Genomic DNA, 25,346 nt, shown 5'->3' on the forward strand with positions numbered 1-25,346 from the left:
ACATAAGTCTAATTTTTATCAAATAAGAAAGTGAGGAAACAAACAAAAATGGCAAATAAAATATTTATGATTGTTACCTTTATTGGAGTACCATTATCCGTAATTGGCTCGCTTATGCATTGGCCAAGTATCATGCTATTTGTAATTTATTGTTTAACCATTATTGCCCTTTCAAGTTATATGGGGAGAGCAACTGAAAGTTTAGCAATTGTTGCAGGCCCTCGAATTGGTGGCTTGTTAAATGCAACATTCGGAAATGCTGTTGAATTAATCATTTCCATATTTGCACTTAAAGCAGGGTTAGTTGGGGTGGTTCTTGCCTCTTTAACAGGTTCTGTTTTAGGTAACCTTCTTTTAGTTGCGGGATTATCATTCTTTATTGGAGGATTGAAATTCAAACGTCAAAGTTTTAACGTTTATGATGCAAGACATAATTCAGGATTATTAGTATTTGCTGTTATTCTTGCTTTTGTCATTCCAGAGGTCTTCACGATGACTATGAATGATAATGACACACTTTCTTTAAGTGTTGGGATTTCTATCATCCTTATTGTCTTATATTTGGCTGCTTTACTCTTTAAACTCGTTACTCATCGTGGGGTATATCAACATATGAATGAAACAGGTCATCATGAAGAAGAAGAACCGGAATGGAGTAAGGGAGTTGCAATTGCTGTATTAGCCGTTGCGACGTTATGTGTAGCATATATTTCTGAGCACTTAGTTCACACCTTTGAAACAGTTGCCGAACAATTTGGTTGGTCCGAGTTATTTATCGGGATAATTATTGTTGCGATTGTCGGAAATGCAGCAGAGCACGCTTCAGCAATACTTATGGCATTTAAAAACAAAATGGATATTGCAGTAGAAATTGCGATTGGTTCAACCTTGCAAATTGCGATGTTTGTTGCACCACTACTCGTTCTAATTTCACTTTTCTTGCCAACGTCTATGCCGCTCGTCTTTACATTGCCAGAGTTAATTGCCATGATAACAGCAGTCCTACTTACCATTGCCTTATCAAATGATGGGGAAACGAACTGGTTTGAGGGTGCTACCTTATTAGCTGCATATGTGATTATGGGAATTGGATTTTATTTATTATAATGAAACAAAAAATCGGATCTGGTGATTCTTAATCAGATCCGATTTTTTATAAGTATACTTTTTTATTCATCATATAAAAAACTTCGATTTCAAACGCTTTTTATAAGTTTATCAACCACCTCTCGAATAAAAATCAATTGCAATAAAGAAATGAGAGTTGTGCAATTAAGATAAACTTTCTACCTCCTCTATCCGTTGATAAAAGCGATTGATATCCTGCCCTCCTTTTATTTTAATTATCCCTATTATAAACCGAAAAATTAGATTTGTAAATATTCTAAATATTAAATTAATATTACGTAAATATTTATGAGAAAAATTACATTGAATGGATATTTTTTATGGACTCCGAAAAAAATATTAGAAACATATATTGTAAAGCTGAAAGGAGTTCGACATCATGAAGAAATATGTTTTCGTCTTTATTGTCGGTTTTGTTTTTATGCTCTCTTCTTTAACTTATGTATACGGAGAGAAGCAACAGGATAAGAAGGAACCACAAACATCTCAACAAGTGAAAATACCAAACTCAGTGATGAACATAACAAAGGAAAATACTTATCCGAATCCAACGCAGGATATACCAAAGCTACAACCTAGCGAACTAACCCAGAAATTAATTGATTCGTCGAAAGTAAAAATTGAAAACCCAGAACTAATAAGAATGTTAAACGAAACAAATGTGAATAGTACCCCCTTTGCCATTGGGTATAGAGCTACTATTTATTTAGGGCAATGGCCACTTCATTATGAGTCTAGTGAGACCTCACCAAATTGGGAGTATCAAAAGGTTAATACAAACTATTATGATAATCGCGGTGGGAAGTCTCCGTATCAAATTCATTATGTTCAGGAGACTCAGAAAATCGTACGTGGAGGCTTAACGGCAAAAATCGCTAATGCGGATGATGTGAAAAAAATGATGCTATTGAAGGCAATGGAGAAATCCGGTCTTCCCCTTGCTTTTGAGACGGTCATCGGTGGTGGAACGAAAAAAGATCAAGTCTATAACATTCCTCCTAAGAGACTAGGTTATTTATTTGGATATGCTCCGGCAGTAAACGAAAAGGGGAAGGTAACCTACGGAGAAGTGTATTTAATGTTAAAAGGGAATAAAAAAATGATCATCGTTAAAAATGTAACATCTCAGGGAATTGGAGCATGGATTCCTGTACAAGACCATGTTTCTTTTGGATTTGCTGCAACAGAGCGTCCAAGATAAAAAGAAAAGCCCTTAAGAAAAGAACGAGCCCTCTGATTGCTCAGGGGGCTTTGTTTATGAAGGGTTAGAAAAGCAAATTTATCTACAAATCTTACTTTTCCTTTTTGAAAAATCTTCCTGTGGATAGTATTTATTTTTCACAAGTACATTTGGACCAAGGCATTGAACGGATGGACAATGACAGCTCAAGCTTTTGGCAAGATCCATTTCCAGCCAAGCATCAAACATTTCAGTTAATGAACGATCTTTAATATTTCCTAACGGTGGGGTATCACCGAAATCTGTTACAATGACGTCTCCCGTGAAGATATTGATATTTAATCGAGATCGACCATCTGGATCATTTCTAAGGGTAACGTTTTTTGCGGAATATAAACGTTCCATTAAATCAAGGTCCTTTTGATTATCGCTACAAGGATAGAATGGAAGAGTTCCAAACAACATCCAAACATCTTCATTTCTAATATCTAAAAGATGGTGGATTGCAGACCGAATTTCCTCCAATGATAATGCCTCAAGGTTCGAAGCAAAGTCGGAAGGGTACATTGGATGCACCTCATGCCTTTGACACTTCATCTCTTCTGTAATTTGCTTATGTATATTTGCAAGATGCGGGAGGGTGCGCTTATTCATCATGGTCTCAGCAGACACTATGACCCCTTCTGAAACAAGAGCCTGACTGTTCTCAATAATTTTATACAAAAGGGAGGCTCTTTGCTCTCTTGTCGGTTTCTTATCCATCATGGCAAATCCACCATCAATAAAGTCATCTACCGTTCCCCAATTATGAGAGATATGCAGTACATCCAAGTATGGAGATATTTTTAGATATCTATCCAAATCCAGGGTAAGATTGGAGTTGATTTGGGTCCGTATCCCTCGTGAAGATGCGTATTGTAATAAAGGTAAAACATAATTCTCGACTGATTTTTTTGAAAGCATCGGCTCGCCACCCGTAATACTAAGGCACTTCAGTGTTGGAATATCATCAAGACCTTTTAGTAAGAATTCAATCGGTAATGCCTCTGGGTCCTTCGATTGCAGGGTGTATCCAACAGCACAATGCTCACAGCGCATATTACACAAATATGTCGTAGTGAATTCTATATTTGTTAAGGTATGTCTACCATATTGCTCCATGTCAAAATAAGCTTCCCATGGGTCATTATTTGGCGTAATTAATGTCTTTTTTTTCGTAATCATTTCTACTTTCTCCTCACTTATTCTCCTTTGCCCATTATTCTCTTACTGAAGAATTCTGTCAATTTAAATATTTAGTAGTTGTGCTATTTTGGGGGAATACTTTTAAACGAATATATGTATGGGTTAATTGAAAAATTACATGATAAAAGGAAAAAAGCATTGCCTTATTTCGAATATTTCAGTAGGATGAATTACGGAAGTGAAAGGAGAGAGAGTTTTGGGTAGTCCAATTACAGATAAACAAACACAGGTGGTCTTTTTAAAGCAACGACTAAATATGTTCATGGAAGTATTAGAGGCAATTGAGCCAGAAAATGCAGATCTTGATGACATTGATCGCTTAATTGAAATGATAGATGAAATCGAATCGAAATGCCGCGAATTTAATCATCGTGAAGAATAGGAGAGCCTTTTTGTGGGGCTCTTTTTTTGTGTGTTGTGAACGCTGTTGGGGAAGCGTGGGGACGGTTCTTTGCTTCCAAGGGCAATCAATTCATCATTCACTGCGGAAATATTCACAAAACCCGCGGATATACTATTTTTACTCAAAATGGACATTGGAATTTACTCTAGATTAGTGGCCTCAAACCCCCTCTTTGCCAAGAAATATAATAAAAACGTGTATTCTCTAATAAAAACTGAACAAAACCAGCAATCAATCATCAGCTTGCAACCGATTACACCTTTGTCTTTTCATCAAATCATGATAGGAGTATAATGATTAGAGAAAAAAGTTGTAATATTCAAAATAGATATCAACAATTCGGGGTGCAATGGGAAAGGGGAGCGAAAAATGAATATTGAAAAATTCCAGGAAAGCATGTATAAGCTAATTGTTGAAACATCAACCAATTTGCCCAAAGATGTTCGTCGGGCAATTAAAGCAGCCAAGGAACGTGAAAATGCTGGAACAAGATCAGCTATGAGCTTAGCAACAATCACAAAAAATATTAAAATGGCAGATGATCATGTTTCACCAATTTGCCAGGATACAGGCTTACCAACTTTTAAAATTAAAACACCAATTGGCGCCAATCAAATCGAAATGATAAAGGCGATTAGAAAAGCTGTGGCACTTGCCACAAAGAATGGGAAGCTTCGATCCAATTCGGTTAATTCATTAACAGGTGAAAATAGCGGGGATAACCTTGGGGAAGGTACTCCAGTTGTTAAATTTGAGCAATGGGAAAAGGATTATATTGATGTTCGATTGATTTTAAAAGGCGGTGGCTGTGAAAATAAAAACATTCAATACAGCTTGCCATGTGAGCTTGATGGCCTTGGCCGCGCAGGTCGGGATTTAGATGGTATTCGTAAATGTATCCTTCATTCAGTTTATCAAGCTCAAGGTCAAGGTTGTAGCGCTGGTTTTATTGGAGTAGGCATTGGAGGAGACCGCTCCGCTGGATATGACCTTGCAAAAGTACAATTATTCCGTGAAGTCGAGGACGTTAATCCAAATGAAGACCTCCGTAAGTTAGAAGAATACATTATGGAAAATGCAAATAAATTAGGAATTGGTACCATGGGCTTTGGCGGAGAAACCACCCTTTTAGGTTGTAAAATTGGTGCAATGAACCGTATTCCAGCAAGCTTCTTTGTTTCTGTTGCCTACAATTGCTGGGCTTATCGCCGCCTTGGGGTTCTTGTAAATCCGGAAAATGGTGAGATTAATGAATGGCTCTATCAAGGTGGAGAAAAGATTGACTTTGCTGCTGAAAATGAAGCAGCTGCCGCCTCTGAAAACAAGGAAGAAAATCGTGTCGTTTCATTAACAGCTCCAATTACAGAAGAACAAATTCGAAGCCTTAAGGTGGGAGATGTCGTTCAAATTAACGGCAGAATGTACACAGGTCGTGATGCGATTCATCATTATTTAAATGACCATGATGCCCCAGTAGATTTAAATGGTCAAGTTATTTATCATTGTGGACCGGTTATGTTAAAGGATGAGGAAGGAAAATGGCATGTGAAGGCGGCAGGTCCAACAACAAGTATTCGTGAGGAGCCATACCAAGGCGATATCATGAAGAAGTTTGGTATTCGTGCTGTTATCGGTAAGGGCGGAATGGGACCAAAAACTCTAGCTGCATTGAAAGAGCATGGTGGAGTTTACCTTAATGCTATTGGTGGCGCAGCCCAGTACTATGCTGATTGTATCAAGTCTGTAGATGGCGTCGATTTAATGCAATTTGGTGTACCAGAAGCTATGTGGCATTTAAATGTGGAAGGCTTCACAGCAGTTGTGACGATGGATTCTCATGGAAACAGCTTGCATAAGGATGTCGATCAGTCATCTTTGGAAAAATTGGCTCAGTTTAAGGAAAGAGTGTTTTAATTTATAGATTTCATTTGGTTCGGGTAGTCGAGAATAGTGGATAGGTCATTGTGAACAACAAGCTTGTTTCGAGGATAAATCGAGATATTGTGATAAGACTTCCTTGGTTTGCAAATAAATCCAGAGAGATTTCGCGAATATTTCTGATATTTCGCTAATAAACTTGAATTTTCGCGAATATTTCAGGGATTTCGCTAATAAACTTGGATTTTCGCGAATATTTCAGGGATTTCGCGAAAAAGCTCATATGTTCGCGAATAAAAAATAATTTCGCGAATAAATCCATCATTTTCGCGAATAAAAAGTGTAAAATCGCGAATAAATTTTAAATTTCGCGAATAAAAGTAGAAAAATCGCGAATAAGCCTCATTTTTTATGTAATTTCCAAAGGGATAGAAGGGCAGAGCCTCCTTCTATCCTTTTTTTACCTCCTTTCAATTAGAATGTTTTCCTATTGAACACAAAAACTAAGAAAAACATGTTATTTAGGAGGAGTATGTTTGAAGACTTCCAGAGTATTGTACATAATGGTTATTTTGCTTTTTCTACAAATTCCTAGCGGTTTTGCTGCACCAAATACACCTATTCATTGGGGCATGAAAAAAGGGGCAAACGAACAACCCGCCGAAGCTGGTAAACAACTGGACGATTTACTTGAGAAATACAATGCTTTTTATAAGGCTGATGTAACGAAAAAGGATATCTACCTCACCTTCGATAACGGCTACGAAAACGGATATACAGCCCAAATTCTCGATGTATTAAAAAAAGAAAAGGTACCTGCGACCTTTTTCGTGACTGGACATTATTTGGACAGTGCAGCTCCATTAGTCAAAAGAATGGTCGATGAAGGTCATATCGTCGGAAATCATTCCTGGCATCATCCAGATTTAACACAGGTGAACGATGAAAAATTATGGAATGAATTAGAAATGGTTCGGGCGAAAACAGAAGAAATCACTGGTCAAAAGAAGATGGCCTATCTACGTCCTCCAAGAGGAATATTTAGTGAAAGAACGATGGAATTAGCTAACAAAGCCGGGTATACCCATGTATTCTGGTCACTGGCTTTTGTCGATTGGAATGTAAATGCTCAAAGAGGGTGGCAATACTCATATGACAATATCATGAAGCAGATCCATCCTGGTGCGGTTTTACTTTTACACACGGTTTCAAAGGATAATGCTGACGCTCTAGAAAAGGTCATTCAGGATTTGAAAAAAAGGGGCTATACATTTAAAAGCTTGGATGACTATATGAAGACCAGGAAAAAATAATATTGATTAACCCCGAATGGCAACGTTCGGGGTTTTTGGATAGCAGGGTGTCAGTCACCATAGGCAACATACATGTAGGACCCACATGTAAAAGAATGAGGAAAAATGCTATAATACGGGGAAACTTATATAAGGCAGTTCTATAATGGAGTGAAAAAAGTGAAAAACGAACAATCGATTAAAATAAAAGAAAATCAGACCTTTCCGCTTACGATTAAGAGGTTAGGCATCAATGGCGAAGGGGTCGGGTATTTTAAAAGGCAGGTCGTTTTTGTTCCTGGTGCCTTGCCTGGGGAGGAGGTCGTTGTTGAAACAACAAAAATCCACCCGAAATTTGCCGAGGCAAAAATCAAAAACATCCGCAAAAAATCACCATACCGTGTTCAACCACCGTGTCCAGTTTATGAGGAATGTGGAGGGTGCCAGCTTCAACATCTGCGCTATGATATTCAGCTAAAAGAAAAAAGGGATATTGTCATTCAGGCCTTGGAGAGGCATACAAAATTACCTGTGGAATCACTAGATATAAGGGATACGATTGGAATGGAGGATCCGTGGAACTATCGAAATAAAAGTCAATTTCAAGTTGGGAAAAAAGATGAAAAAGTGTTGGCGGGCCTTTACGGGTTGAACTCTCATCGCCTGATTCATATTGATCACTGTGCGGTTCAGCATCCAAAAACAACTAAAGCTACTGGGAAGGTTAGAAAGATTCTCGAAAAATTAAATGTTCCTATTTACAACGAACGAACGAAAAAGGGCATTGTGCGAACCATTGTCACTCGTGTTGGTGTGCAGACCGGGGAATTGCAAATTGTCTTAATAACGACGAAGAAAGAGCTACCCCATAAGGATCAAATTGTGGTAGAAATCAAAAAGCGCATGCCTGAGGTAAAATCAATCGTTCAAAATATTAATGGAGAAAAGACGTCGCTAATATTTGGAAAGGAAACGATTGCGTTAGAAGGAAGAGAATACATTCAAGAGTCTCTTGGAGATTTATCCTTCGAGCTATCAGCAAGAACCTTTTTTCAATTAAATCCTGAACAAACCATCAAGCTTTATGATGAAGTGAAAAAGGCCGCTTCTCTAAAAGGAAAAGAAAAGGTGGTCGATGCCTACTGTGGGGTTGGAACCATTGGTTTATGGGTAGCTGACCAAGCCGCTGAAATACGTGGCATGGATGTGATTCGTGAATCCATTGATGATGCGAAGAAAAACGCAGCCCGGCACGGAATCAAGCATGCTCACTATGTCACTGGTAAAGCAGAGGAAGTCTTCCCAAAATGGGCAAAGGAAGGCTGGAAACCAGATGTGGTAATTGTCGATCCGCCACGTACGGGACTAGACGGGGGACTACTCAGATCTCTCCTCAAATCTCAGCCAAAGAAAATTGTCTATGTATCCTGCAATCCTTCCACTCTTGCGAAGGATATTGCAGTGCTTTCCGAGAAGTACCAGGTGAAGTATATTCAGCCGGTGGATATGTTTCCGCAGACGGCACACGTGGAGTGCTGTGCGTTGATAAAATTAAAAGTGTAACCCAATAATAATCTCCTGTGCCACAAAACAAATCCATAGCAAAATCAATTTAAAGTTCTGATATGCCTGTGAAAGACGTGTGGACAAAGGCAGGAAAAAAAGAAAGAATAAAGAGAGTGAAAACAGGAATCCCATCCTTTTTGCCCGAAAAAAGGCATGAGGAAAAACGTAAAACCTTGCCCCATCAATGATTGAATGAACGTGTGAGGGATTCTTACGAACCCCAAAAGCATGAAAAAAGGCAGGAGAAAACCCTTGTCCCTATCAACCTAATTCCTGTCCTTTTAGCACGACATTATTTTGATTTAAAATAAAGTTGTGGGAGAAAAAGTGGAGAAAAAAATCGGGAAAATGAGTGATTAGTGCAGGATTTTATTTTAAATAGGTGAATATTCGGAAAAAAGAATGCAGGAATGACAAGGGTTTGAGAAAATGAGTGTAGCAATACATTAATATTTCTGAACATAGTTAGAACAGTTTCAAGAGAAACAGAAAAAACAAAAATTTTTATGAGAAATGGGAGAACTTCCTGTTTCTCTTTTTTAGGTTTTAGGGGAAAGGGAAATGCAGGAGGGGGTAACGTGTTATTGTTTATTTCCATCACTATGTATTAACAAAATTTTCATGAGAGTTGGTAAAAATGAAATGTATAGTGGGAGTAGTGATTTGTAAAAAATAATTTACATAGAAATTCATCGGTTGAAGAATACTATTAGGTTGGTATAGGAAAGGTGGATTAATGCAAACTAATGTTAGTTACACTAAAAGTGTAGCCTTACATTATGAAAAAAGAGAGGAAACAAAATGAAAGAACATAGTCAAATCATTCGATTAGATGGAAGGAATACCTTTCTGGAAGTAATGAACAGTGCGTTCGTTATCGGGAAAGTTCAGATTAATTTTATTGAATATGATGTGACTGCTGATAAAGGAAACCGTATTAAACAACAAATTAATATTTATGTGGATATAGATAAGTTACTTCTTTTCGGAAATGATGTATTAACAGGCAGAATGAATCAGTTAGGGAAGATGGCAAGAGAAGAGCAAATTAAGAAAGGGTTTAAGTATTCTAAGGAAATTTGGTTAGACTTAGGTGGTATATCCGCAAAGTTATTGATTGAACGTGGCAAAGCACGTTCTGATGGGAAAAGCCTATCTCGACAGATGAAATTAACCCCAGGTGAAAAATTACCTTGGATAATATCAGCAGAAGAAGGAGCAGGAGAAGAAACAGAAACAGGTTTAATCGTTCCGAAATATGTGGGCAACAGAGCAGAGAAGATTGTTCGTGTCCCTCTTTCAAATGAAGATTTAAAAAGATTCGTTCTTATAACACAAGCACATATTGAGGGCTTTATAGGTTCACAATACCAAATAAATTAGATGACTTAACTTTGTTTTATTTGTTTTTTATTTGAACCAGCTTTGATTATTTGAAGTTTGCTTATCATCCATCTTGAAATAGACGGAAAGAATGTTATGATGTAATTGAAATAATAGTCAGTTAAAAAATAGGGATTGGTGCAATATGAAGAGATATAGTGCTCTTGCTAAAAATTCCATACAACATACAACGAACGCTCAGTCACAGGACTGGGCGTTTTTCATATTGTTTGTTACCAAACGCTATTGAAAGGAGTGATGTGATTGCATGAAAATTTATGCTCTTTATAAAGAATTGGCTAAAAGGAATTAAAGACAAACATCAAATGACCATAGGAGGATTAAGAAATGAGTAACGTATTAGATAATGATGTTGATATTTTAGAAATGGTTGACGCTATATCGTTGGATGACGTTGAAATGGATAATGATATTCGGGAATGGTTGCAACAAACACAGTTGGCACAAATACAGGATTACGGATTTAGCGAGGTAGACAGGGAAGAGGAGTATTCAGCCATACTAAATGAAATATCCCATGATTATTTAATGGAACGATAACAAGGAGTGAGACTATGCCGAACCTAATTCCGAAAGCAAAGGGGCAAAAAATAACTTATGCAGATATTGAACAGTTTCCAGAGAAATTGACCGAATTGTTTGATGGGGAATTTATTTTTATGGAGAGTGAAAAAAGGGCTGTACTGCTGACGTATTTAACAAGTTTTGGATTGAGGTATTTATTAGATATTCTCCCATTAGAGTCCATTAAGGAACTGGAAGATTTGTTAAGTGAAATGAGTGAAAAAGATTAGAAAAACCCATTTCTTACAGTTCAGTCAAACAGCTATCTTAATTTAAAAGGGGGGATTTTTCAAAAAAGGAAGAAGAGGGAGGTTTCCGAGGCTAACCCACTTCTCCATCTCATTAAAAACCCATCAGACAAGATACTGAAGGTTATGTAAATTATAACATAATGAATGATAACGAAGGAAAATAATTGTAATAAAAAAGTTGGTGAGGAAATGAAAGCTGATGAAAAATTAGTTAAGGAAATTGAGGAGTTCGAGGATGCCTTTGCTGTTCCTCGAAACCCGAATCAAGCAAGGGTTAAGGTTAGAGCCTTGTGAGATTACTGTCAGTATGAAAAATGTGGGGTAGAGCCGAAAGATTTAACATCCGAGGAAATGAGGAAATTTCTCGACTAACTGTTTTAGGAATATATTTAAAATAATTGGTAATTTTCGCTTGAATATTTGTGTTAAATTTATTATAGGAAATTGCCGATAAAATAAGTGAAATAAACACTTACATCAAAGACTATACAGGAGAGATTAAAAAATGATATTTCTATACCATGCAACAAAATTAAGTAATTACTATAAAATCATCCGAGACGGTGTAGTTAAAAGAGGAATAGGCGGAGAGATTTATTTTACAACCCAGGAGGCTCATAGCGTTAATTGGGTGGACCTTACAGGCAATAGCAATGCAGAAGATATTGTTTGCTTTCGGATTAATGCGTTTAAATTAGACCAATCAAAAATAGAGGATGGAATAGACCACGACCCAAACTTCTTTAAGGGGATAACGGTTAAGACATACAGCGAAGACATTCCAATTGAACTTTTTGATTTGGATTATGTCATGAAATATGAGTCGAAATATAAAGAATCTCGAAAAGAAAAGCAAAAAACGTCAAAAAAACATAAAGGGAACTAATATTCTCTGAAACATGAGGGAATTGGAACAAAACTTTTAATTCCCTCGTTCTTATTCCAAAAAGGAATGGAAAGACTTGAATAAAGCAGAAATCGCATAGGGTCAGAAACTATTTATTTTCAAACTCATTTAGCAAATCGGATTTAGCCTCATTTAAAAGCCCAACCGCATTAATATCATTCTTAAAACTTTCGTCATGCCATTCGACAATTACATTGGGTAGGGGAAAATTATAGACCTCTGCAACCCTAACTGTAACAATATCATCTACATCGCAATCGTCATCTTCTTTATACCAGGTCACTTTTAAAACGGTGGCTTCTGCAAAATTAATATAGTTCCCATTTTCATCTTCATCGTATCCGTAGCCAACTTCATCATATACTAAAAAACAACGCTCGATAGTTTCGTCATTTACCACTAAATCAAATTCCATAAAACAAACCTACTTTCTATAAAGTTAAATATTAGTCGCTTGAGGGATTAGCTTAGTTTATAAGCCAAGATATGGCTTTAAGAAAAAGTTAATTGATTATTCATCGAACTTTTCACCTGTCATTAGAAAGTACAATTCTTCTGATTTTCCTTTTGATAGTTTCCCATACTTGCTCTCTGCCTCTTTAACCACTTCAAACCTATCACCTGATGGACTAATCCATAGGAAGTAATCCGTATCATTTATCTTAAAATCTGCTGGTCGTGCCATACTTACTTGCATTTGCCCATATTCCCAATTTGTACTTTCCGCCAGTTGGATAATATCACTTATTTCCTTTTTGTCGGTTACTGTTTTAATGACTTCATAGGTGTCATTTTCACTGTTGATTCTCTCAATCACAATTTTATCAGGCATTTCTACTGTCTTTTGCGAACAACTTGTAATTACAAAAAGAGGCAATAATAGCATGAACGTACTAATAATTCTCATAGATTTATAATCCCCCTTTACCAGTATTATACTATAAGGCAATTCCATTAATAGCATTATTCAAGAGAGCAAAGATTAACCTGTTTTATTGTTTAATCCTGTTTTATCATGCTCCATCATCGAATATTCTGAGAGGGTTAAAACTATAATATAGCAAGTTTCTAATAAACTACAAAAGGATTCTATTTTAGAAACTATTAAGACAGGAAGCTCTAATCTATCGAAATGGATTAGACAGATTGAACAGGAGGAGTTCATATGGGAAAGGACAGAGTCATGTCTCGAAACTTTGCAGAGAAACTCAAATTCTATAGGCTTGAAAGGTCATATTCTTTGAAGGATGTTCAACGCATTACTGGGATTGATGCTGGATATATCAATAAATTGGAGAATGGAATTAGACGTGCTCCTTCATATCCAATCCTTCAGAAGTTGGCATTTGCTCTAAAAGTCGATATTACAGACCTTATTGACATTGAATTACCAGAAAATGAACCGTTGCGTAGTGTTCAAGAGGTGCTGGTATTCACAGAATATCTTATCAAAGGAAAGTTACCTTCTTCAGAGGTGCGAGAAAACTTATTATCGGTTATCCAAACGATGCTGGACTGCGATTGGGAGGAACATTGTAAACATACGGACAGTGTTGAAATATTAAACAAGATTGATATTTTTTTAAGGTCACTGAAAAAATAGTACATCAAAAAGGTTGGAAAAGGAGAACTGTAATTTTTTATGGTTCTCTTTTTCTGTATTTTAAGGGGGAAAAGAAAGAATATGTCTAAAAATTGTTCAGAACGTGAATTCATCTTTAGCTTGTTCTTGAAGGAGAACACATCTGTTTTAGAAAAAGAACTGAATTTGAAATTGGCAGGAGTTGAATTAGAACCCAAATTTGCAGGATTAAAAATTGACATGTACGGTATTGAGCAGGATTTAGGAGTGGAAGTATTCGTAGAGAACCTATTGTTGAAATCCGATTATTCGCATCAATATCGACTTCTAAAATTGATAGAGGCAATAGATAAAGGGGTTATTATTTATCAAGCTGTGGCATTTAAAGAAAAGTACGTCAAACAGTTAAGGGATAAAATAATGGATTCTGGAAAAGATATTAACCTTTATTTTGTAACGATTAATCCTGATTTATTTCAGGGAATTGACCTATTGAATAGCGGAACACATAAGCTAAAGGTCTTTGAAAATCTTCATATTCTCAGTGAAATCTCTAATCCTATTCAATTGCTAAAGGATATAAGCATTATTAACCCGATTCATGGTAATAAGGAATATAGGGAAAAAGATAGTTGGGATTTTACTAAGAGAGAAGACGTAAACAACTATTTGTTAAAACAATTAAAGGAGAAAATTCCTTATTTTCTATCCTTCCAAAGACAGAAGTCTAATCTTGATAGTTTAAGAATTATTCCATGCGGATTTGGAAAATCAGGGGTCTCGTTGATGATAACTGTGGAAGATATGCGTTATCGTGCTTTCGTAGAGTTGAGATTTACCGAAGATAGTCCGCCAATCTATTACAGAATTAAGGAAAGTGAGGAAAAGGCGAGAAAAGTCATTGGGGAGGAGCTCGAATTTTTGGATGATAAGCACACAATATCTTACTCCTTTCAATCAAAAGGACAAAATATGAAAGAAATAGTTGATAGGTTAGTAACGGTTGCTGAAAAATTTATCCAGGGGTTCACAAATGACGTTCTATACGGAGAGGAAGAAAAACAGGATATGTGGGAAGAGGAATTTGAATATAGTCTTTAAATAAGCAGGAACAAGGCATTGGGTTAATCCAGTGCCTTATTTTAGTATAAGCATAAGTATGGCGAGATTCATTTATCATATAAATTATCAATGTAATCCAAGCAATATGAGCTACCATCGCTTGATAATTCATCTCCACAAAAACTACATTCACCATATCCTGATGTAGTAGAAACTCCTGCACCACATGTTGGGCAACTGCGAATACCATTATTCGACTGCTTACCAATGATTAGATGTTGGTGTTTATTATAAATGACACTTTGTTTCTTTTCATCTGTATAAACGCCTTTTTCCAATTGTCTACTTCCGCACTTGGAGCATACCTTTGCAGAATTACTCACTAAAGTTTTACAATCCGTACATCTTTTCATTTTAACCTTCACGATAAACATCCCCATATCTTAAGAATAATTGGAGAAAAACAAGCCACATTTTTCATATTATACAAAATCAAATATACCTCCAATGAATCTTCCTATGCCTCTAAGCAACCAGAAAATTAACCTAAAAGGCAAGAAAATTAATTCTGGTATCCAAAGTAAAACATCAAGAAAGAAATCCAATATCGAGTAATTATCGCTATTTGTCTTACGTTTACTCTTTTTGCTTTTCTTTCTATGCCACCCTTCCTTCATTTGGCTCAACCCATTTCAATAAAATGATGAAATAACCCCAGAACTTTCAAGATACATATAAATATTTGTTGGCTGGAGAGTTAGATGCTATTTTTTGAATAAACTCGGATTTTCGATTCTTGTAGATATGACTTCTCCGCAATTTAAGCAAAAAGTAAATATTTTATTAGAACCTGAAAATGAAAGTTTTTTGTTTAATGGTTTAATAGGCATGAAATCAGTTCCTTCTGCAAATTCAACACCGCCACATTTAAAGCATTTCTGTTCATTCATATTCATCAACCCCCTATAACTTTTATTTAAAGTATTTACGTTCAAGAATTTATTTAGTTTCATTTTAGGAGCTTTTCGATACTAACCTGAAAGATGAAGAATATGAAGTCGGAAATATCATTACCAAAATCTCTGACATAAAAAATCATTTTACTTTCCAATCCTTCTCCATCCTATTCCAAGCATATATTCCAAGAAAAATAGATGGTAACAGGCAAACTATCCAGACGATTAAGCATTCTTTAATGGTGAATGCCAATCGGAAGGAGTTGAGAAAAAATTTAACGATGTAATAGTCCATCAGCAGTGGCAATGAAATCACCAATCCATACAGGAAGATAAAACGTGTCTTTCCCTGTTTCCTGATTTGTCCCCAGTTTTTCATTCGGACTCCTTTACCTCCTTTAATTTTGCAGGAACTGAACGCCCAAATGGTGTTTATTACATAAATATATCTGAAGGTTTGCAAAAGAAGTACGAAACAATTTCATAACAGTTCTTGATTCATCATACTTGTTCCGCAATTATTGGGAGCAATTACGAAAACAGTATGAAAATGTTCTTACCTTCCCTTATCAGAAGTTTTCTATTCGTGACGAAATATCATTTTAGTAATATAAAAATCTCCATAAAATAGGGTTCTAATATTGTATTAAAACAGGTGTTAAGGAATAAGTGATTAATCACAATCTATAATAATAAGAAAATAAAATTGAAAGAGAGGTTATAAAAGCTAATGGATTTAAAACTGAAAGATAAAGATGTTCAAATTGAAGGTGTCGAACTTTCGTTGCCTTTCCCGTATCAAATTAGTTTAGAGAAAAGAGGGAAGACAGTCGTGAACCATCGATATGTTGAGGATTTAAAGGAGCTTCAAATTTATTGTTCTTCCTGCAATCATTGGCATTCCGTTTACAGGTTAGAGGATGGGGCGTGGATTGATATAAACCAAACGTACAAGCTGTGCAATGCAGGAAAAGAAAGGGCATATTTCGATACGTATTGCTTAAACTGTTATGAAATTAAAAAAGGCAGAGAGGATAAAAAAACAGTAGTCCAAGAAATAGTAGTGGTTGTAGGAAATAAGGAAAAACGTAATGATGGAATAGATAGGATTCAGCAAACTGTCTTTCTTTATCCAGACAATGATATGTATATCAAGCTGTATTGTGTTTTTCACAACAAGAAGAAAAATCAATTAATCAATGAAATCATTGCACAGTTTAAAGATAAAAACCCTATTAACCTATAAAACTGGCATTAAAACACCTTTCCAACTTTTGTCCAAATGAAGAAAACCTAATAGTTTCCGTATTAAATTTAATACCAAAACCCTATCATATCCAAAAAACAGGAAGGAGGAGGTAACTTTGAAACGAAAAGATGGGGAGCTGTATTACAAGGTTCAAGAGGTTGCATATTTAATCAACCTTTCCCCTCAAACTCTGTTCAACTATATAAAGATAGACCGCCAGATGAAAGAGAACGGAGAGGATGGCTTCTTACCCAATGCTACAAAGATAAATAATGTTCAACATTTTAAGCAATCGCAAGTAAAAGAGATTAGGTCTGGGATTATAGGATTAAAACGAGGTGATTTAAAAGGATACCAAACAAAACATACAACCTATCAGAAGTTGAAAAAAGAAAATAAGGAATTGAGGAAAAAACTTGCAAGATTAGAAGGAGGGGAGAAATAGTGAGAATTATTGATGGGCAAAGGTACTTTACTACAGGCGATTTGGGAGCATATGTAAATCGTAGCCCTGCCACAATTGCTCAATGGTGCAAGTACAACGATATACTTTCTGATAATGGCAAAGAACGATTGATACCAGAACCATTTGTAATTAACGGTCAGCGATTATTTACTCCTGAACAGGCAAAAGAAGTAAAGGAGTTTGCGGAATCCAAGGGAAAGTACGGAAAGATGGCAGAGTTTAATAGAAAGAGGCTTGGCAAACGTGGGCAAGTAATTGAGAGCAGAATGAAAGCAAGGGAAAAAGAGCAGGAGAGAAGGCAGGAGGAAAAGAACGAGAAGGAGCTGGAAGTGGCTTTGTCTAAGGTGAATCGGGGTCGTGCTGTTGATTATAAAAAACGATTTCAGCATATTAAAAAGAACTTGTAGCAATCATACAGGTTCTTTTTGTGTTTTAGAGTTATATTCAAATTGAAATAGTGAACTTGGATTATCCGTACTTTTTGGTAAGATATTCATTACTCGTATAGTAAAACTCGGAATCATCTGTTGATACTCGAAATTTTAACTGAGTCCCTAACTCCCTGGCATATTGATTGGCACGTTCTTTAGCAATGTTATAGGCGGTAACTTTCCCTCTTGCAATCACTTCCTCCTTTCGAGCAAGGTAATATTCACTCCAATCAGTCCAGAACTCCTGATTATTGTCGTGATAATAGATGTCGGATGGTCTGTAGTGCAATTCAAATAGAAACAACTTTGATGACTCTCCTGCTTTAATCAACTGGTATCACTTCCCTTTTTTGACCGTTTTTAATGACTATATCTTATCTATAAATAAAAATCCAATTTGTTCGTTAAGAGGCTTCAAACCATGATACGAAAGGGTTTTGCACTCGACCAACTTTCGGAATACATAAACCTATATAGTCTAAAAAAACATCTGAAATTCATTTGCAAAATGAAATAAAAGGTTCTTTTTAAATGTCAAAGGACTTTTCAAAACCCCTGTCTATTAAAAATGTCGATATTACACTACAAAAAAACCTTGGACTTTTAACAACAGCCAAGCTGTTTTAAGAAAAGCCCTTCCAAATAAATCTATGGTTTCTAAAATCATGACATATAATCAAAACCAGTTGGTTGGACTACATTTCTTTTGAAAAGTCGTATTAAGAAAAACACTGCCAAAAGGATAATAGCCATTCAATCGCTTCAACCCCATTCATAGAAGAATCTCAGTTATATATAAACAACAGAATTAACGAAAACAGTTGCAACAACACTGGTTATACGTACTAACAATTTGTTGAAGATTTAACTGAAAATATGCAATGGGGAATTTTATGTAAGACAGCATAGAACCGTTATGATATTGGAGCAACTGCTGTATGGCGGTAAAATAAAGGTATCGGGTGAAGTTGTTAATGCTATCAGTGTAAATGATATGCGACCATGTAATTGCGGTGGCTCAAAATTATGTAATCAGTGGTAAGGCAGGGGAATCATTATCATACTATCAATGAATCTCTATCATATAGAGATACTGTGAGAAAGGAGTGAAGGGTTTATAGCAACCGTAACAAAAGAAACCAAGAGAAAGGAGAAAAGGCAAAATCCTGGTAAAAGTTTCGAGCAGGACTTTTATGCTTCTGTTCCAACAGATGTATTCTTTTACCGTTTGAAAGATGATAGTTTAGGATTTGCCAACGTGAAAAACCCCTGCGATTTTATTCTATACAAGATTCCGAATATCTATCTGTTAGAGCTAAAGAGCCATAAAGGTAAATCAATTCCTTTCGGGGCTATACAGCTTTACCAAATTGAATCATTGTATCGTTACAGTTCGATGGATGGAGTGGTTGCAGGATTTGTATTCAACTTTAGAGATGTAAAGGAAACTTATTTCGTAGATGTGGTAACAGTCTATCAGTTCTACCATAACGGTGAACGCAAGAGTTTTTCATTAGAATGGACTAAGGAAAATGGGATTCTTATTCCACAAAAGTTAAAGAGAACTCGCTATCAATATGATTTATTTAATCTATTAAATTGTTAAAATTAAGCTGAATATTAAAGAAACGGAGGAATGGAAAAGTGGGAAAAACAATTGAAATTGAAAGAAATTATGAAGAGGAGTTTTATCATAATTTATGGTCAATCCTTAAAAGGGAAGTAGACGAAAAACCAGAATTTGTAGGCTGGTATAGAAAAGAAAGGGTTATTAAGCTAAATGAGGAAATGTACAGGCTGACAGAATTTAAATGCTACCATACGGAAGTATGGCTTACTCTAAAGTCATTTACAGGCGATTTTAGCAAGGTGAAAGAGAAGTATGAAGGTGAAGTTGATTATGTAAATGAAAGAGAAATAGGATAGTATCAGAAGCCCCTGTGAAGGAGCTTCTATTTTCTTTATAGAATTATTTACGGCATTTACCGAGCCTTTCACCATGTTTTAATATCGGCTTGTGTACAGTTCCAAACTACAACGGTATTACAGGTACACATATTTCACAATAACCGTTATTTACCATATCATTAGTGTATCTTTCCAAAATGGGTTTGTTATCAATTTGATATCCAGTGCTTTGTAGAGCTTGAAAGATATCTGCATATGCTTTTTGAATATCTTCTGCTGTATGTTTGATTTGGTGAATAAGATATTTTCCACCAGAGAGTTCACTTTCGCAAATTGAATCATCGATTTGATAGTCCTTTGAAATCACAATACAAGCATCATATCGGCAGTTTTCAGGAAGTGTTGTCTCAGGGTTATCTTGTGGAATTGCAAATATGACTGACGATTTAAAAAGATTTTTCTCTTTAGCCCATTTTTTTAACTTCTCCATTACTTTAATATTTGCGGGACCATATGGCCCAACTCCCCGTACATATGCGATTCGATAGTTAGGAAGTGTTTCGACTTTAAATTTCATAGATTCTTTCATCCTTTCTTTATTTTTTTAATTGGTACATTTTGAATGTAACATGCTTTAAAAATATAAACATTTGAGTTTTTAAAAAACTATCATTTTCTTATCTAACAAACGAGGTAAATAATTGAATCCATATGGGTGAATAATGGATATTGTTAAACATAGAAGCAACATTTCATATATCAGCAAAATGATTGTGGAAGGCTGTCTATTTCCAATTAACGAAACCTATGAATCTATCAGAACGTATAATTATTAAGCGTCTTTTTGCCCGTTTTACAAAGTAAAATTTAATAATCGAATTGGAGGTGGAGGAAATGAGGTTTGTTCAAATCACAAAAAGTAATATTGAAACTGAACATATATGCTGTGCATTGGGGGCAAAACAATATGAAAATGCCGTAAGTGAGAAAAAGAAGTGGCTTACAGAACGAATGGATGAAGGGTTAGTTTTTTATCGCTTAGATGAACGTGCAAAAGTATTCATAGAATACTTACCTGCTGAAATGGCGTGGCTTCCAATTCAAGCACCAAATTTTATGTATATCAACTGTTTATGGGTTTCAGGTAGATATAAAAATAACGGATATGCAAGGCAATTGTTAAATTATTGCCAAGAAGATGCAATCAATCGTGGCATGGATGGGATTGTACATATTGTTGGTAAGAAAAATTACCCGTATTTAAGCGAAAAGCGTTTCTTTGAATATATGGGATTTGAGATAGTTGACCAAGCAGAACCGTATTTTCAATTAGTAGCATTGAAGTGGAATGAACAAGTTGTTGTACCTTCGTTTAAAAAACAGGTAAAGACTTTAACAGATGATAAAGGCATATCCATTTATTATACAGCACAGTGTCCTTATGCAGTTGGGATATTAGAAGAGCTAAGAAAAATAGCAGAAAACAAAAGTGTCCCGTTTAAAACCTGTAGGATAACCACTAAGGAAGAAGCACAAAATGCACCAACAATATGGACAACTTTTGGTTTGTTTTATAATGGCGAATTCATTACACACGAAATAATCAGTCCAAACAAATTTGATAGATTATTATCAAAACTATTATAGAAAAAGAGGAAGATGGTTAATTATGGATAAAAATTCCATTGAAACTATTTGTTTGAATCTGACAGGAACTATTCAAGATTATAAAAAAGAGTGGGAAGCTACTCGCTTTTTAGTTGGAAACAAAATGTATGCAATGATTGGTGGTGATTCAGAAGGGAAACCTATCTTAACCTTAAAATGTGACCCAAATCTTTCAGAAGAATTACGAGCGAATCATGATAGGATTATACCTGGATACTATATGAACAAAAAACACTGGAACTCAATTTACTTTGATTCAAATTTATCAAGCGAGTTAGTTGAAAAACTAATAGTCCATTCATATTCACTTGTTTTACAAAGTTTACCTAAGAAAATACAAAGAGAGATTAGTCCATCGTAAAGGAATCTATTGTTTTTATTGAGCTAAACCTTTTTTTATTGAGTTAGACACTTTTAAAAGGACTCATATGGGTTCTTTTTTTTGCTGATATTTAGAAGAGCCAGTCCTTAGAACCTTTTGAAGTATCTGTTATTATCAAGTCAAGGATAAATGAATGAGGAGTTTGTAATAATGATTGTAAAAATTGAATTTGGCTATGAAACTGATACAGAATATATACGTTGCCCAGCAAGGGTCGGCAGGAACATACGAAAAATACAAAGACAATTCGATAAATGGATTTATGATAGAAACAACAAGCACTCTTAATATTGAATTTTCAACTAAGTCGAATAGGGACAAGAATACGGAAGAAGTAGAAAAGGCTATAAAAGGCTATTCTACAGCCTTAAAATCAGGGGATTTAACTGAGATAAAAAAATATATCATAATTCCCACTAAAACAAATCAGGATAGGTTAGAAAAACATTTTAAAGCTCTAAGTGAAGAGCCAATTCCTGAGGTCACTGCAAAGGGAATAAAAGTTATATCTGATATGTTTGCTATTGTACAAATTGAGGTCAAGCATGAACATTTTAGTCTTACACAAAATCATGCAGTTGGTAAAGAAAATGGACAATGGAAAGTAGTTTTTGGCTCTACTCTGACGAATTCCGCCATTCCTTTAAGCGATAAGTCTATTGAAATAAATTGATGTTTTCATTAGTTACTATAATAAATATCGTTACTCGGATTTTCCCTTTGAAATGAAAGGAAAGGCAGGTTCGACATTTGAATCTGCCCATAGTAAAACTTTCTGAATTATTTAACCCTCCAACTAATGCGAACCCTATCCAAAATTTAGAGGTTAAGTTACTTGTTCTCTATAATAGGATACAGTGGATATTCCCATTTATGTGTACATTCTTCTAACATATAATACCTGCGTTCATCATTTCGTACGATTCGGGAGCATTGCTGTCGGGGAATAGCACCTTCATCATTATCACTTGTAACATCAATCCAACTTTGACCCGATAATTCATCATAGCGTGTTACCAAACGATTACCGTTGATGGTAATTGTTTCTCCATCAATGTTGCTTTCTGCTTTATCTATGAAATCCTCAATCTCCTCTGTATTTACTGGTAAATGAGAGGGATTTAAATATATATCTTTTATTCCTTTCCATGTTTGAAAACGAACAATATCTTTAGTAATCCATATTGGATTGTTTATTCCTAAAATATCTTCAGCACTAAATCCAGGATGTTCCGTACCTTGGACAATAATATTAAACGATTGTTCATCAAGAAACTTGCCAATAAATCCGAACTTTGTTTTATAAAAATGATAAAAATATGTCGTTTCCCCAAGACTGAAGTGGCGATATTCAATGACAAGAGATTGTTGATTATGTGGAGAGTCAACTTTTATGTAGCTGTAATCAGCTAACCAAACCATAAAACTATGTATCAACATGATAGGAATACAAAGGAACAAGCCAATGTAGACCATAAATTTTTTCTTACTGGAATTACGGAAGCAGATTATAGATAAGACAATAATATTAATCGCAAAAGGAATGACATACCCTGTTGGTTTCAAAACAAGAATAAAATAGCCTGTTAGATGCATAATTATCAGCACCAAGTCCATTAAACCTAACAGAGTTAATGCCAAATTGACTTTCGTCATCGAAGTGTCCTCGTTTCAATTCAGTATATTTTATATATAAGAAAACCTCCCTTGTGGAAGGAGGATGGATATTAACTGCTTAATGATTATTCAATGTAATTTAACTTCTATCAAGCGGTTTTCTTTTCTTGATGATTATTCCTGAAGCGGTAAAAACTGTCCCTGTACTTGCCAAATAGTAACTGTCTAAACTATCAGGCAAAAAGTTAAAAATAGCACCAACTGCAGATAAAACGATAAGAAGAATACCTGATACAATTAAAATATTTCTCAATTTAAACATTTTCAGCCCCTCCTTATTGTTCTTATTTATATTATATACGGAAAATATTGGGGAAAGATTCAGTTCGGTTATTTGTCAATAATTTGACTAAACGTAGAAAACAAGCAGGTTTGACACTTGAACCCGCCTACGAATTTGTTGCTCAATTATGGAGACTAACTTTTTCAGTATTTGTAATAGCTCTCAATCTTAATATATAGATACCTATTCCAAAGGAAATCCATACAAGCCCTGTTAAGAATCCAGACTTTCCAACGGGTATCAATAAGCCCAAACAGATAACTAATGCTAAAATAGGAATAACAGGATAAAGCGGAACGTAGAATTGTATCTCTTTATCTATTGTGGTGATTCTTTTCCTTGAGATGAAAAATGCAATCATTGTAAAGATAAAAGTTAATAGGTATAAAAATCCTGTAGCGGTTACAGCTATGTTTATCGAACTTATCATTGTAAAGGCGATTTGAATACCGACTCCAAGTGTAATCGCCCAAATAGGGGTTTGAAAGCGTGGATGAACATAGGCTATCTTCTTCGGTAATAAGCCATTTCTTCCCATCGCAAATGCAGTTCTTGAAATGGTAATGATAAATGCGTTACATGTAGCTGGTAACGCTAAAACAATGACCAGACTAATAAAGATTGGGCCAAGGTTTCCCAAAAATTGTTGACTGGCTAAAGCAACAGGAACATCAGAAGCTCCGAATTCTTGCCAAGGTAAAACCCCTATGGATACAAACAATAGCCCCAAATAAAGAAATAGAACAACGATTATTGATGTAAAAATAGCTAAAGGTATCGTCTTTTTTGGATTTCGTATTTCCTCAGCCGAAGCAACAATCGCATCCCAACCGACAATGGAGAGAAACCCCACTAATGTTGCCTCTAATATTCCAGAAAACCCATAAGGGGAAAAAGGTTGATAATATGACAAGTCAACACACTTAATACCCAGGATAAAATATCCAATGAGGACAGCAATCACTGTACATACAATACCAACTTGCAGTTTTCCGCTGAATTTAATTCCTACTATATTTAATAACCCTAAACCAAGGAGTAGAAGCACTGCACTTAACTTTGGTGGAGCACCAGTAAGAGCGTTTAAATAATGACCAAAGCCTTGTGAGACAAAACTACTGGCGGCCAACCAAGCTCCCCAATATGCCCAACCAACAATTGTTCCAATGAAACCTCCCATCGTTTCTCGTGCATATTCATATGAACCACCAGCCCTTGGATAACGTGATGCTAATTCACCATAGCATAGCCCTAATAATATGGCGAGTAAGGAAGCTAAAATAAAAGAAACCATAACTGCAGGTCCTGCTTTTCCTGTTGCAACTCCACTAAGAACAAATATCCCTGCTCCTACCATTGCACCAATTCCAAGAGAAGTCGCTTCTTTCCAACCTAATGTCCTTTGTAACTGCATTCAAATGTCTCCTTTTAATTATCAGATTAGCGTAAAAGCGGTAGACTTCCTGTTAATTTATTGACGTGTTTTTTATTTCCATAAACCGCAATCCCCAGATATTGAATATCACCAGAAGAAGAAGAGGCGATTTTATTCATATAGTCATCATAGTTCTTAGTCATTTGAGCCATATTGGAAAAATCGACAAGAAATAAGTCTGGATAATCGGAAGCTATAGTTTCCCGTAATTCTTTAATCATTACTCCCGAACCTTTCAATATTGGGATTGGAGTGGTTGTAATCCCTTCATGAGTGTGACCATCACCATCGACTACAACAGAGCCAATAATTCCTTCAATTTTCTTTCCTAATGTTAAAGCTAACACTGCCGAAGTATTGGTAATTAACCCAAGTGGCAATTCTGAGTCAATCACCATTACACATTTTTTCTCCATGATTGTTATGTAC

General features: G+C 35.6%; 32 protein-coding genes. 21 read left to right on the top strand and 11 right to left on the bottom strand.

The genetic code is table 11. From position 1 onward, the window contains the following. Window positions 1-48: 48 nt before the first annotated feature. Window positions 49-1,107, top strand: coding sequence for a calcium/proton exchanger (cax, locus tag BQ6100_RS01680; RefSeq protein WP_075980100.1), 1,059 nt, complete (start codon window positions 49-51; stop codon window positions 1,105-1,107). 400 nt (window positions 1,108-1,507) lie between these two features. Continuing rightward, a complete protein-coding gene (locus BQ6100_RS01685) occupies window positions 1,508-2,329 on the top strand; it encodes a YfkD famly protein (protein WP_075980101.1) in 822 nt (273 codons plus the stop codon). A gap of 78 nt (window positions 2,330-2,407) precedes the next feature. Here the strand turns inward: BQ6100_RS01685 and yfkAB are convergent, their stop codons facing one another. Then, window positions 2,408-3,532 carry a radical SAM/CxCxxxxC motif protein YfkAB gene (gene yfkAB, locus BQ6100_RS01690; RefSeq protein ID WP_075980102.1) on the bottom strand — a complete coding sequence of 375 codons (1,125 nt, stop codon included), beginning with the start codon at window positions 3,530-3,532 and terminating at the stop codon, window positions 2,408-2,410. A 217-nt stretch (window positions 3,533-3,749) separates the two neighbouring features. On the opposite strand from yfkAB, the gene BQ6100_RS01695 reads away from it, so the two are divergent. The 9 genes from BQ6100_RS01695 (at window position 3,750) to BQ6100_RS01735 (ending at window position 11,797) form a co-directional block, all read left to right on the top strand. Continuing rightward, the gene (locus BQ6100_RS01695) at window positions 3,750-3,935 is read left to right on the top strand and encodes an SE1561 family protein (protein WP_075980103.1); all 186 of its coding nucleotides are present in this window, start codon (window positions 3,750-3,752) and stop codon (window positions 3,933-3,935) included. A 390-nt stretch (window positions 3,936-4,325) separates the two neighbouring features. After that, window positions 4,326-5,870 carry a fumarate hydratase gene (locus tag BQ6100_RS01705; protein ID WP_075980105.1) on the top strand — a complete coding sequence of 515 codons (1,545 nt, stop codon included), beginning with the start codon at window positions 4,326-4,328 and terminating at the stop codon, window positions 5,868-5,870. 527 nt (window positions 5,871-6,397) lie between these two features. After that, complete coding sequence (pdaA, locus tag BQ6100_RS01710; RefSeq protein ID WP_075983396.1) at window positions 6,398-7,147, top strand: delta-lactam-biosynthetic de-N-acetylase; 750 nt, start codon at window positions 6,398-6,400, stop codon at window positions 7,145-7,147. 159 nt (window positions 7,148-7,306) lie between these two features. Beyond that, entirely contained in the window at window positions 7,307-8,689 is a 1,383-nt protein-coding gene (gene rlmD, locus BQ6100_RS01715; RefSeq protein WP_075980106.1) for a 23S rRNA (uracil(1939)-C(5))-methyltransferase RlmD, read from the top strand. 804 nt (window positions 8,690-9,493) lie between these two features. Beyond that, the gene (locus BQ6100_RS01720; protein WP_075980107.1) at window positions 9,494-10,075 is read left to right on the top strand and encodes a hypothetical protein; all 582 of its coding nucleotides are present in this window, start codon (window positions 9,494-9,496) and stop codon (window positions 10,073-10,075) included. A 348-nt stretch (window positions 10,076-10,423) separates the two neighbouring features. Further along, the gene (locus BQ6100_RS01725; RefSeq protein ID WP_075980108.1) at window positions 10,424-10,636 is read left to right on the top strand and encodes a hypothetical protein; all 213 of its coding nucleotides are present in this window, start codon (window positions 10,424-10,426) and stop codon (window positions 10,634-10,636) included. A 14-nt stretch (window positions 10,637-10,650) separates the two neighbouring features. Further along, a complete protein-coding gene (locus BQ6100_RS01730; protein ID WP_075980109.1) occupies window positions 10,651-10,890 on the top strand; it encodes a hypothetical protein in 240 nt (79 codons plus the stop codon). A gap of 165 nt (window positions 10,891-11,055) precedes the next feature. Continuing rightward, entirely contained in the window at window positions 11,056-11,205 is a 150-nt protein-coding gene (locus BQ6100_RS21020; protein ID WP_235816465.1) for a hypothetical protein, read from the top strand. Between the two features lie 211 nt (window positions 11,206-11,416). Continuing rightward, window positions 11,417-11,797, top strand: coding sequence for a hypothetical protein (locus BQ6100_RS01735; protein ID WP_075980110.1), 381 nt, complete (start codon window positions 11,417-11,419; stop codon window positions 11,795-11,797). Between the two features lie 109 nt (window positions 11,798-11,906). Here the strand turns inward: BQ6100_RS01735 and BQ6100_RS01740 are convergent, their stop codons facing one another. Together BQ6100_RS01740 and BQ6100_RS01745 are read right to left on the bottom strand one after the other, a co-directional pair. Then, window positions 11,907-12,233, bottom strand: a complete 327-nt coding sequence (locus BQ6100_RS01740) for a hypothetical protein (protein ID WP_075980111.1) — start codon at window positions 12,231-12,233, stop codon at window positions 11,907-11,909. Window positions 12,234-12,329: 96 nt separating this feature from the next. Beyond that, on the bottom strand, window positions 12,330-12,725 hold the full coding sequence (locus tag BQ6100_RS01745) for a hypothetical protein (RefSeq protein ID WP_075980112.1): 396 nt from the start codon (window positions 12,723-12,725) through the stop codon (window positions 12,330-12,332). Window positions 12,726-12,983: 258 nt separating this feature from the next. On the opposite strand from BQ6100_RS01745, the gene BQ6100_RS01750 reads away from it, so the two are divergent. Both BQ6100_RS01750 and BQ6100_RS01755 read left to right on the top strand, forming a co-directional pair. Next, window positions 12,984-13,421, top strand: coding sequence for a helix-turn-helix domain-containing protein (locus BQ6100_RS01750; RefSeq protein WP_075980113.1), 438 nt, complete (start codon window positions 12,984-12,986; stop codon window positions 13,419-13,421). Window positions 13,422-13,502: 81 nt separating this feature from the next. Next, window positions 13,503-14,501: a hypothetical protein gene (locus BQ6100_RS01755; RefSeq protein ID WP_075980114.1), complete on the top strand. Its 999-nt coding sequence runs from the start codon at window positions 13,503-13,505 to the stop codon at window positions 14,499-14,501. A gap of 68 nt (window positions 14,502-14,569) precedes the next feature. Here BQ6100_RS01755 and BQ6100_RS01760 read toward each other — a convergent pair whose 3' ends face one another. Both BQ6100_RS01760 and BQ6100_RS01770 read right to left on the bottom strand, forming a co-directional pair. Beyond that, window positions 14,570-14,875 carry a hypothetical protein gene (locus tag BQ6100_RS01760; protein ID WP_159433117.1) on the bottom strand — a complete coding sequence of 102 codons (306 nt, stop codon included), beginning with the start codon at window positions 14,873-14,875 and terminating at the stop codon, window positions 14,570-14,572. A 351-nt stretch (window positions 14,876-15,226) separates the two neighbouring features. Beyond that, window positions 15,227-15,412, bottom strand: a complete 186-nt coding sequence (locus tag BQ6100_RS01770) for a hypothetical protein (RefSeq protein WP_218921344.1) — start codon at window positions 15,410-15,412, stop codon at window positions 15,227-15,229. 736 nt (window positions 15,413-16,148) lie between these two features. On the opposite strand from BQ6100_RS01770, the gene BQ6100_RS01780 reads away from it, so the two are divergent. The 3 genes from BQ6100_RS01780 to BQ6100_RS01790 all read left to right on the top strand — a co-directional run bounded on the left by BQ6100_RS01780 (window position 16,149) and on the right by BQ6100_RS01790 (window position 17,540). Then, window positions 16,149-16,664 (top strand): hypothetical protein, encoded by a 516-nt coding sequence (locus tag BQ6100_RS01780; protein ID WP_075980119.1) that lies wholly within the window; start codon window positions 16,149-16,151, stop codon window positions 16,662-16,664. A 118-nt stretch (window positions 16,665-16,782) separates the two neighbouring features. Beyond that, entirely contained in the window at window positions 16,783-17,112 is a 330-nt protein-coding gene (locus BQ6100_RS01785; protein WP_075980120.1) for a hypothetical protein, read from the top strand. Continuing rightward, the gene (locus BQ6100_RS01790; protein WP_075980121.1) at window positions 17,112-17,540 is read left to right on the top strand and encodes a hypothetical protein; all 429 of its coding nucleotides are present in this window, start codon (window positions 17,112-17,114) and stop codon (window positions 17,538-17,540) included. Before BQ6100_RS01785 ends, BQ6100_RS01790 begins: the two co-directional genes overlap by 1 nt. 61 nt (window positions 17,541-17,601) lie before the next feature. Here BQ6100_RS01790 and BQ6100_RS01795 read toward each other — a convergent pair whose 3' ends face one another. After that, on the bottom strand, window positions 17,602-17,895 hold the full coding sequence (locus BQ6100_RS01795) for a hypothetical protein (protein ID WP_141770128.1): 294 nt from the start codon (window positions 17,893-17,895) through the stop codon (window positions 17,602-17,604). A 927-nt stretch (window positions 17,896-18,822) separates the two neighbouring features. On the opposite strand from BQ6100_RS01795, the gene BQ6100_RS01800 reads away from it, so the two are divergent. Further along, the gene (locus tag BQ6100_RS01800) at window positions 18,823-19,170 is read left to right on the top strand and encodes a Holliday junction resolvase RecU (protein WP_159433118.1); all 348 of its coding nucleotides are present in this window, start codon (window positions 18,823-18,825) and stop codon (window positions 19,168-19,170) included. A 38-nt stretch (window positions 19,171-19,208) separates the two neighbouring features. Then, on the top strand, window positions 19,209-19,490 hold the full coding sequence (locus tag BQ6100_RS01805) for a hypothetical protein (protein WP_075980124.1): 282 nt from the start codon (window positions 19,209-19,211) through the stop codon (window positions 19,488-19,490). A gap of 106 nt (window positions 19,491-19,596) precedes the next feature. On the opposite strand, the gene BQ6100_RS01810 is transcribed toward BQ6100_RS01805, so the two are convergent. After that, the gene (locus BQ6100_RS01810) at window positions 19,597-20,049 is read right to left on the bottom strand and encodes an AraC family transcriptional regulator (protein ID WP_075980125.1); all 453 of its coding nucleotides are present in this window, start codon (window positions 20,047-20,049) and stop codon (window positions 19,597-19,599) included. A 317-nt stretch (window positions 20,050-20,366) separates the two neighbouring features. On the opposite strand from BQ6100_RS01810, the gene BQ6100_RS01815 reads away from it, so the two are divergent. The 3 genes from BQ6100_RS01815 to BQ6100_RS01825 all read left to right on the top strand — a co-directional run bounded on the left by BQ6100_RS01815 (window position 20,367) and on the right by BQ6100_RS01825 (window position 22,195). Further along, complete coding sequence (locus BQ6100_RS01815) at window positions 20,367-21,119, top strand: N-acetyltransferase (RefSeq protein ID WP_075980126.1); 753 nt, start codon at window positions 20,367-20,369, stop codon at window positions 21,117-21,119. Between the two features lie 22 nt (window positions 21,120-21,141). Next, a complete protein-coding gene (locus tag BQ6100_RS01820; RefSeq protein WP_075980127.1) occupies window positions 21,142-21,501 on the top strand; it encodes an MmcQ/YjbR family DNA-binding protein in 360 nt (119 codons plus the stop codon). A 196-nt stretch (window positions 21,502-21,697) separates the two neighbouring features. Further along, the gene (locus BQ6100_RS01825; protein WP_075980128.1) at window positions 21,698-22,195 is read left to right on the top strand and encodes a hypothetical protein; all 498 of its coding nucleotides are present in this window, start codon (window positions 21,698-21,700) and stop codon (window positions 22,193-22,195) included. Window positions 22,196-22,353: 158 nt separating this feature from the next. Here the strand turns inward: BQ6100_RS01825 and BQ6100_RS01830 are convergent, their stop codons facing one another. The 4 genes from BQ6100_RS01830 to BQ6100_RS01845 form a co-directional block, all read right to left on the bottom strand. Beyond that, window positions 22,354-23,178 carry a hypothetical protein gene (locus BQ6100_RS01830; RefSeq protein WP_075980129.1) on the bottom strand — a complete coding sequence of 275 codons (825 nt, stop codon included), beginning with the start codon at window positions 23,176-23,178 and terminating at the stop codon, window positions 22,354-22,356. Window positions 23,179-23,278: 100 nt separating this feature from the next. Beyond that, the gene (locus tag BQ6100_RS01835; RefSeq protein ID WP_075980130.1) at window positions 23,279-23,461 is read right to left on the bottom strand and encodes a hypothetical protein; all 183 of its coding nucleotides are present in this window, start codon (window positions 23,459-23,461) and stop codon (window positions 23,279-23,281) included. A 142-nt stretch (window positions 23,462-23,603) separates the two neighbouring features. Beyond that, window positions 23,604-24,896, bottom strand: a complete 1,293-nt coding sequence (locus BQ6100_RS01840; protein WP_075980131.1) for an APC family permease — start codon at window positions 24,894-24,896, stop codon at window positions 23,604-23,606. Between the two features lie 26 nt (window positions 24,897-24,922). Next, complete coding sequence (locus BQ6100_RS01845; RefSeq protein WP_084780175.1) at window positions 24,923-25,333, bottom strand: DUF2000 domain-containing protein; 411 nt, start codon at window positions 25,331-25,333, stop codon at window positions 24,923-24,925. Between the last annotated feature and the right edge of the window lie 13 nt (window positions 25,334-25,346).

Source organism: Bacillus massilinigeriensis (genome assembly GCF_900117315.1).
GTDB classification, from domain to species: domain Bacteria; phylum Bacillota; class Bacilli; order Bacillales; family Cytobacillaceae; genus Bacillus_BE; species Bacillus_BE massilionigeriensis.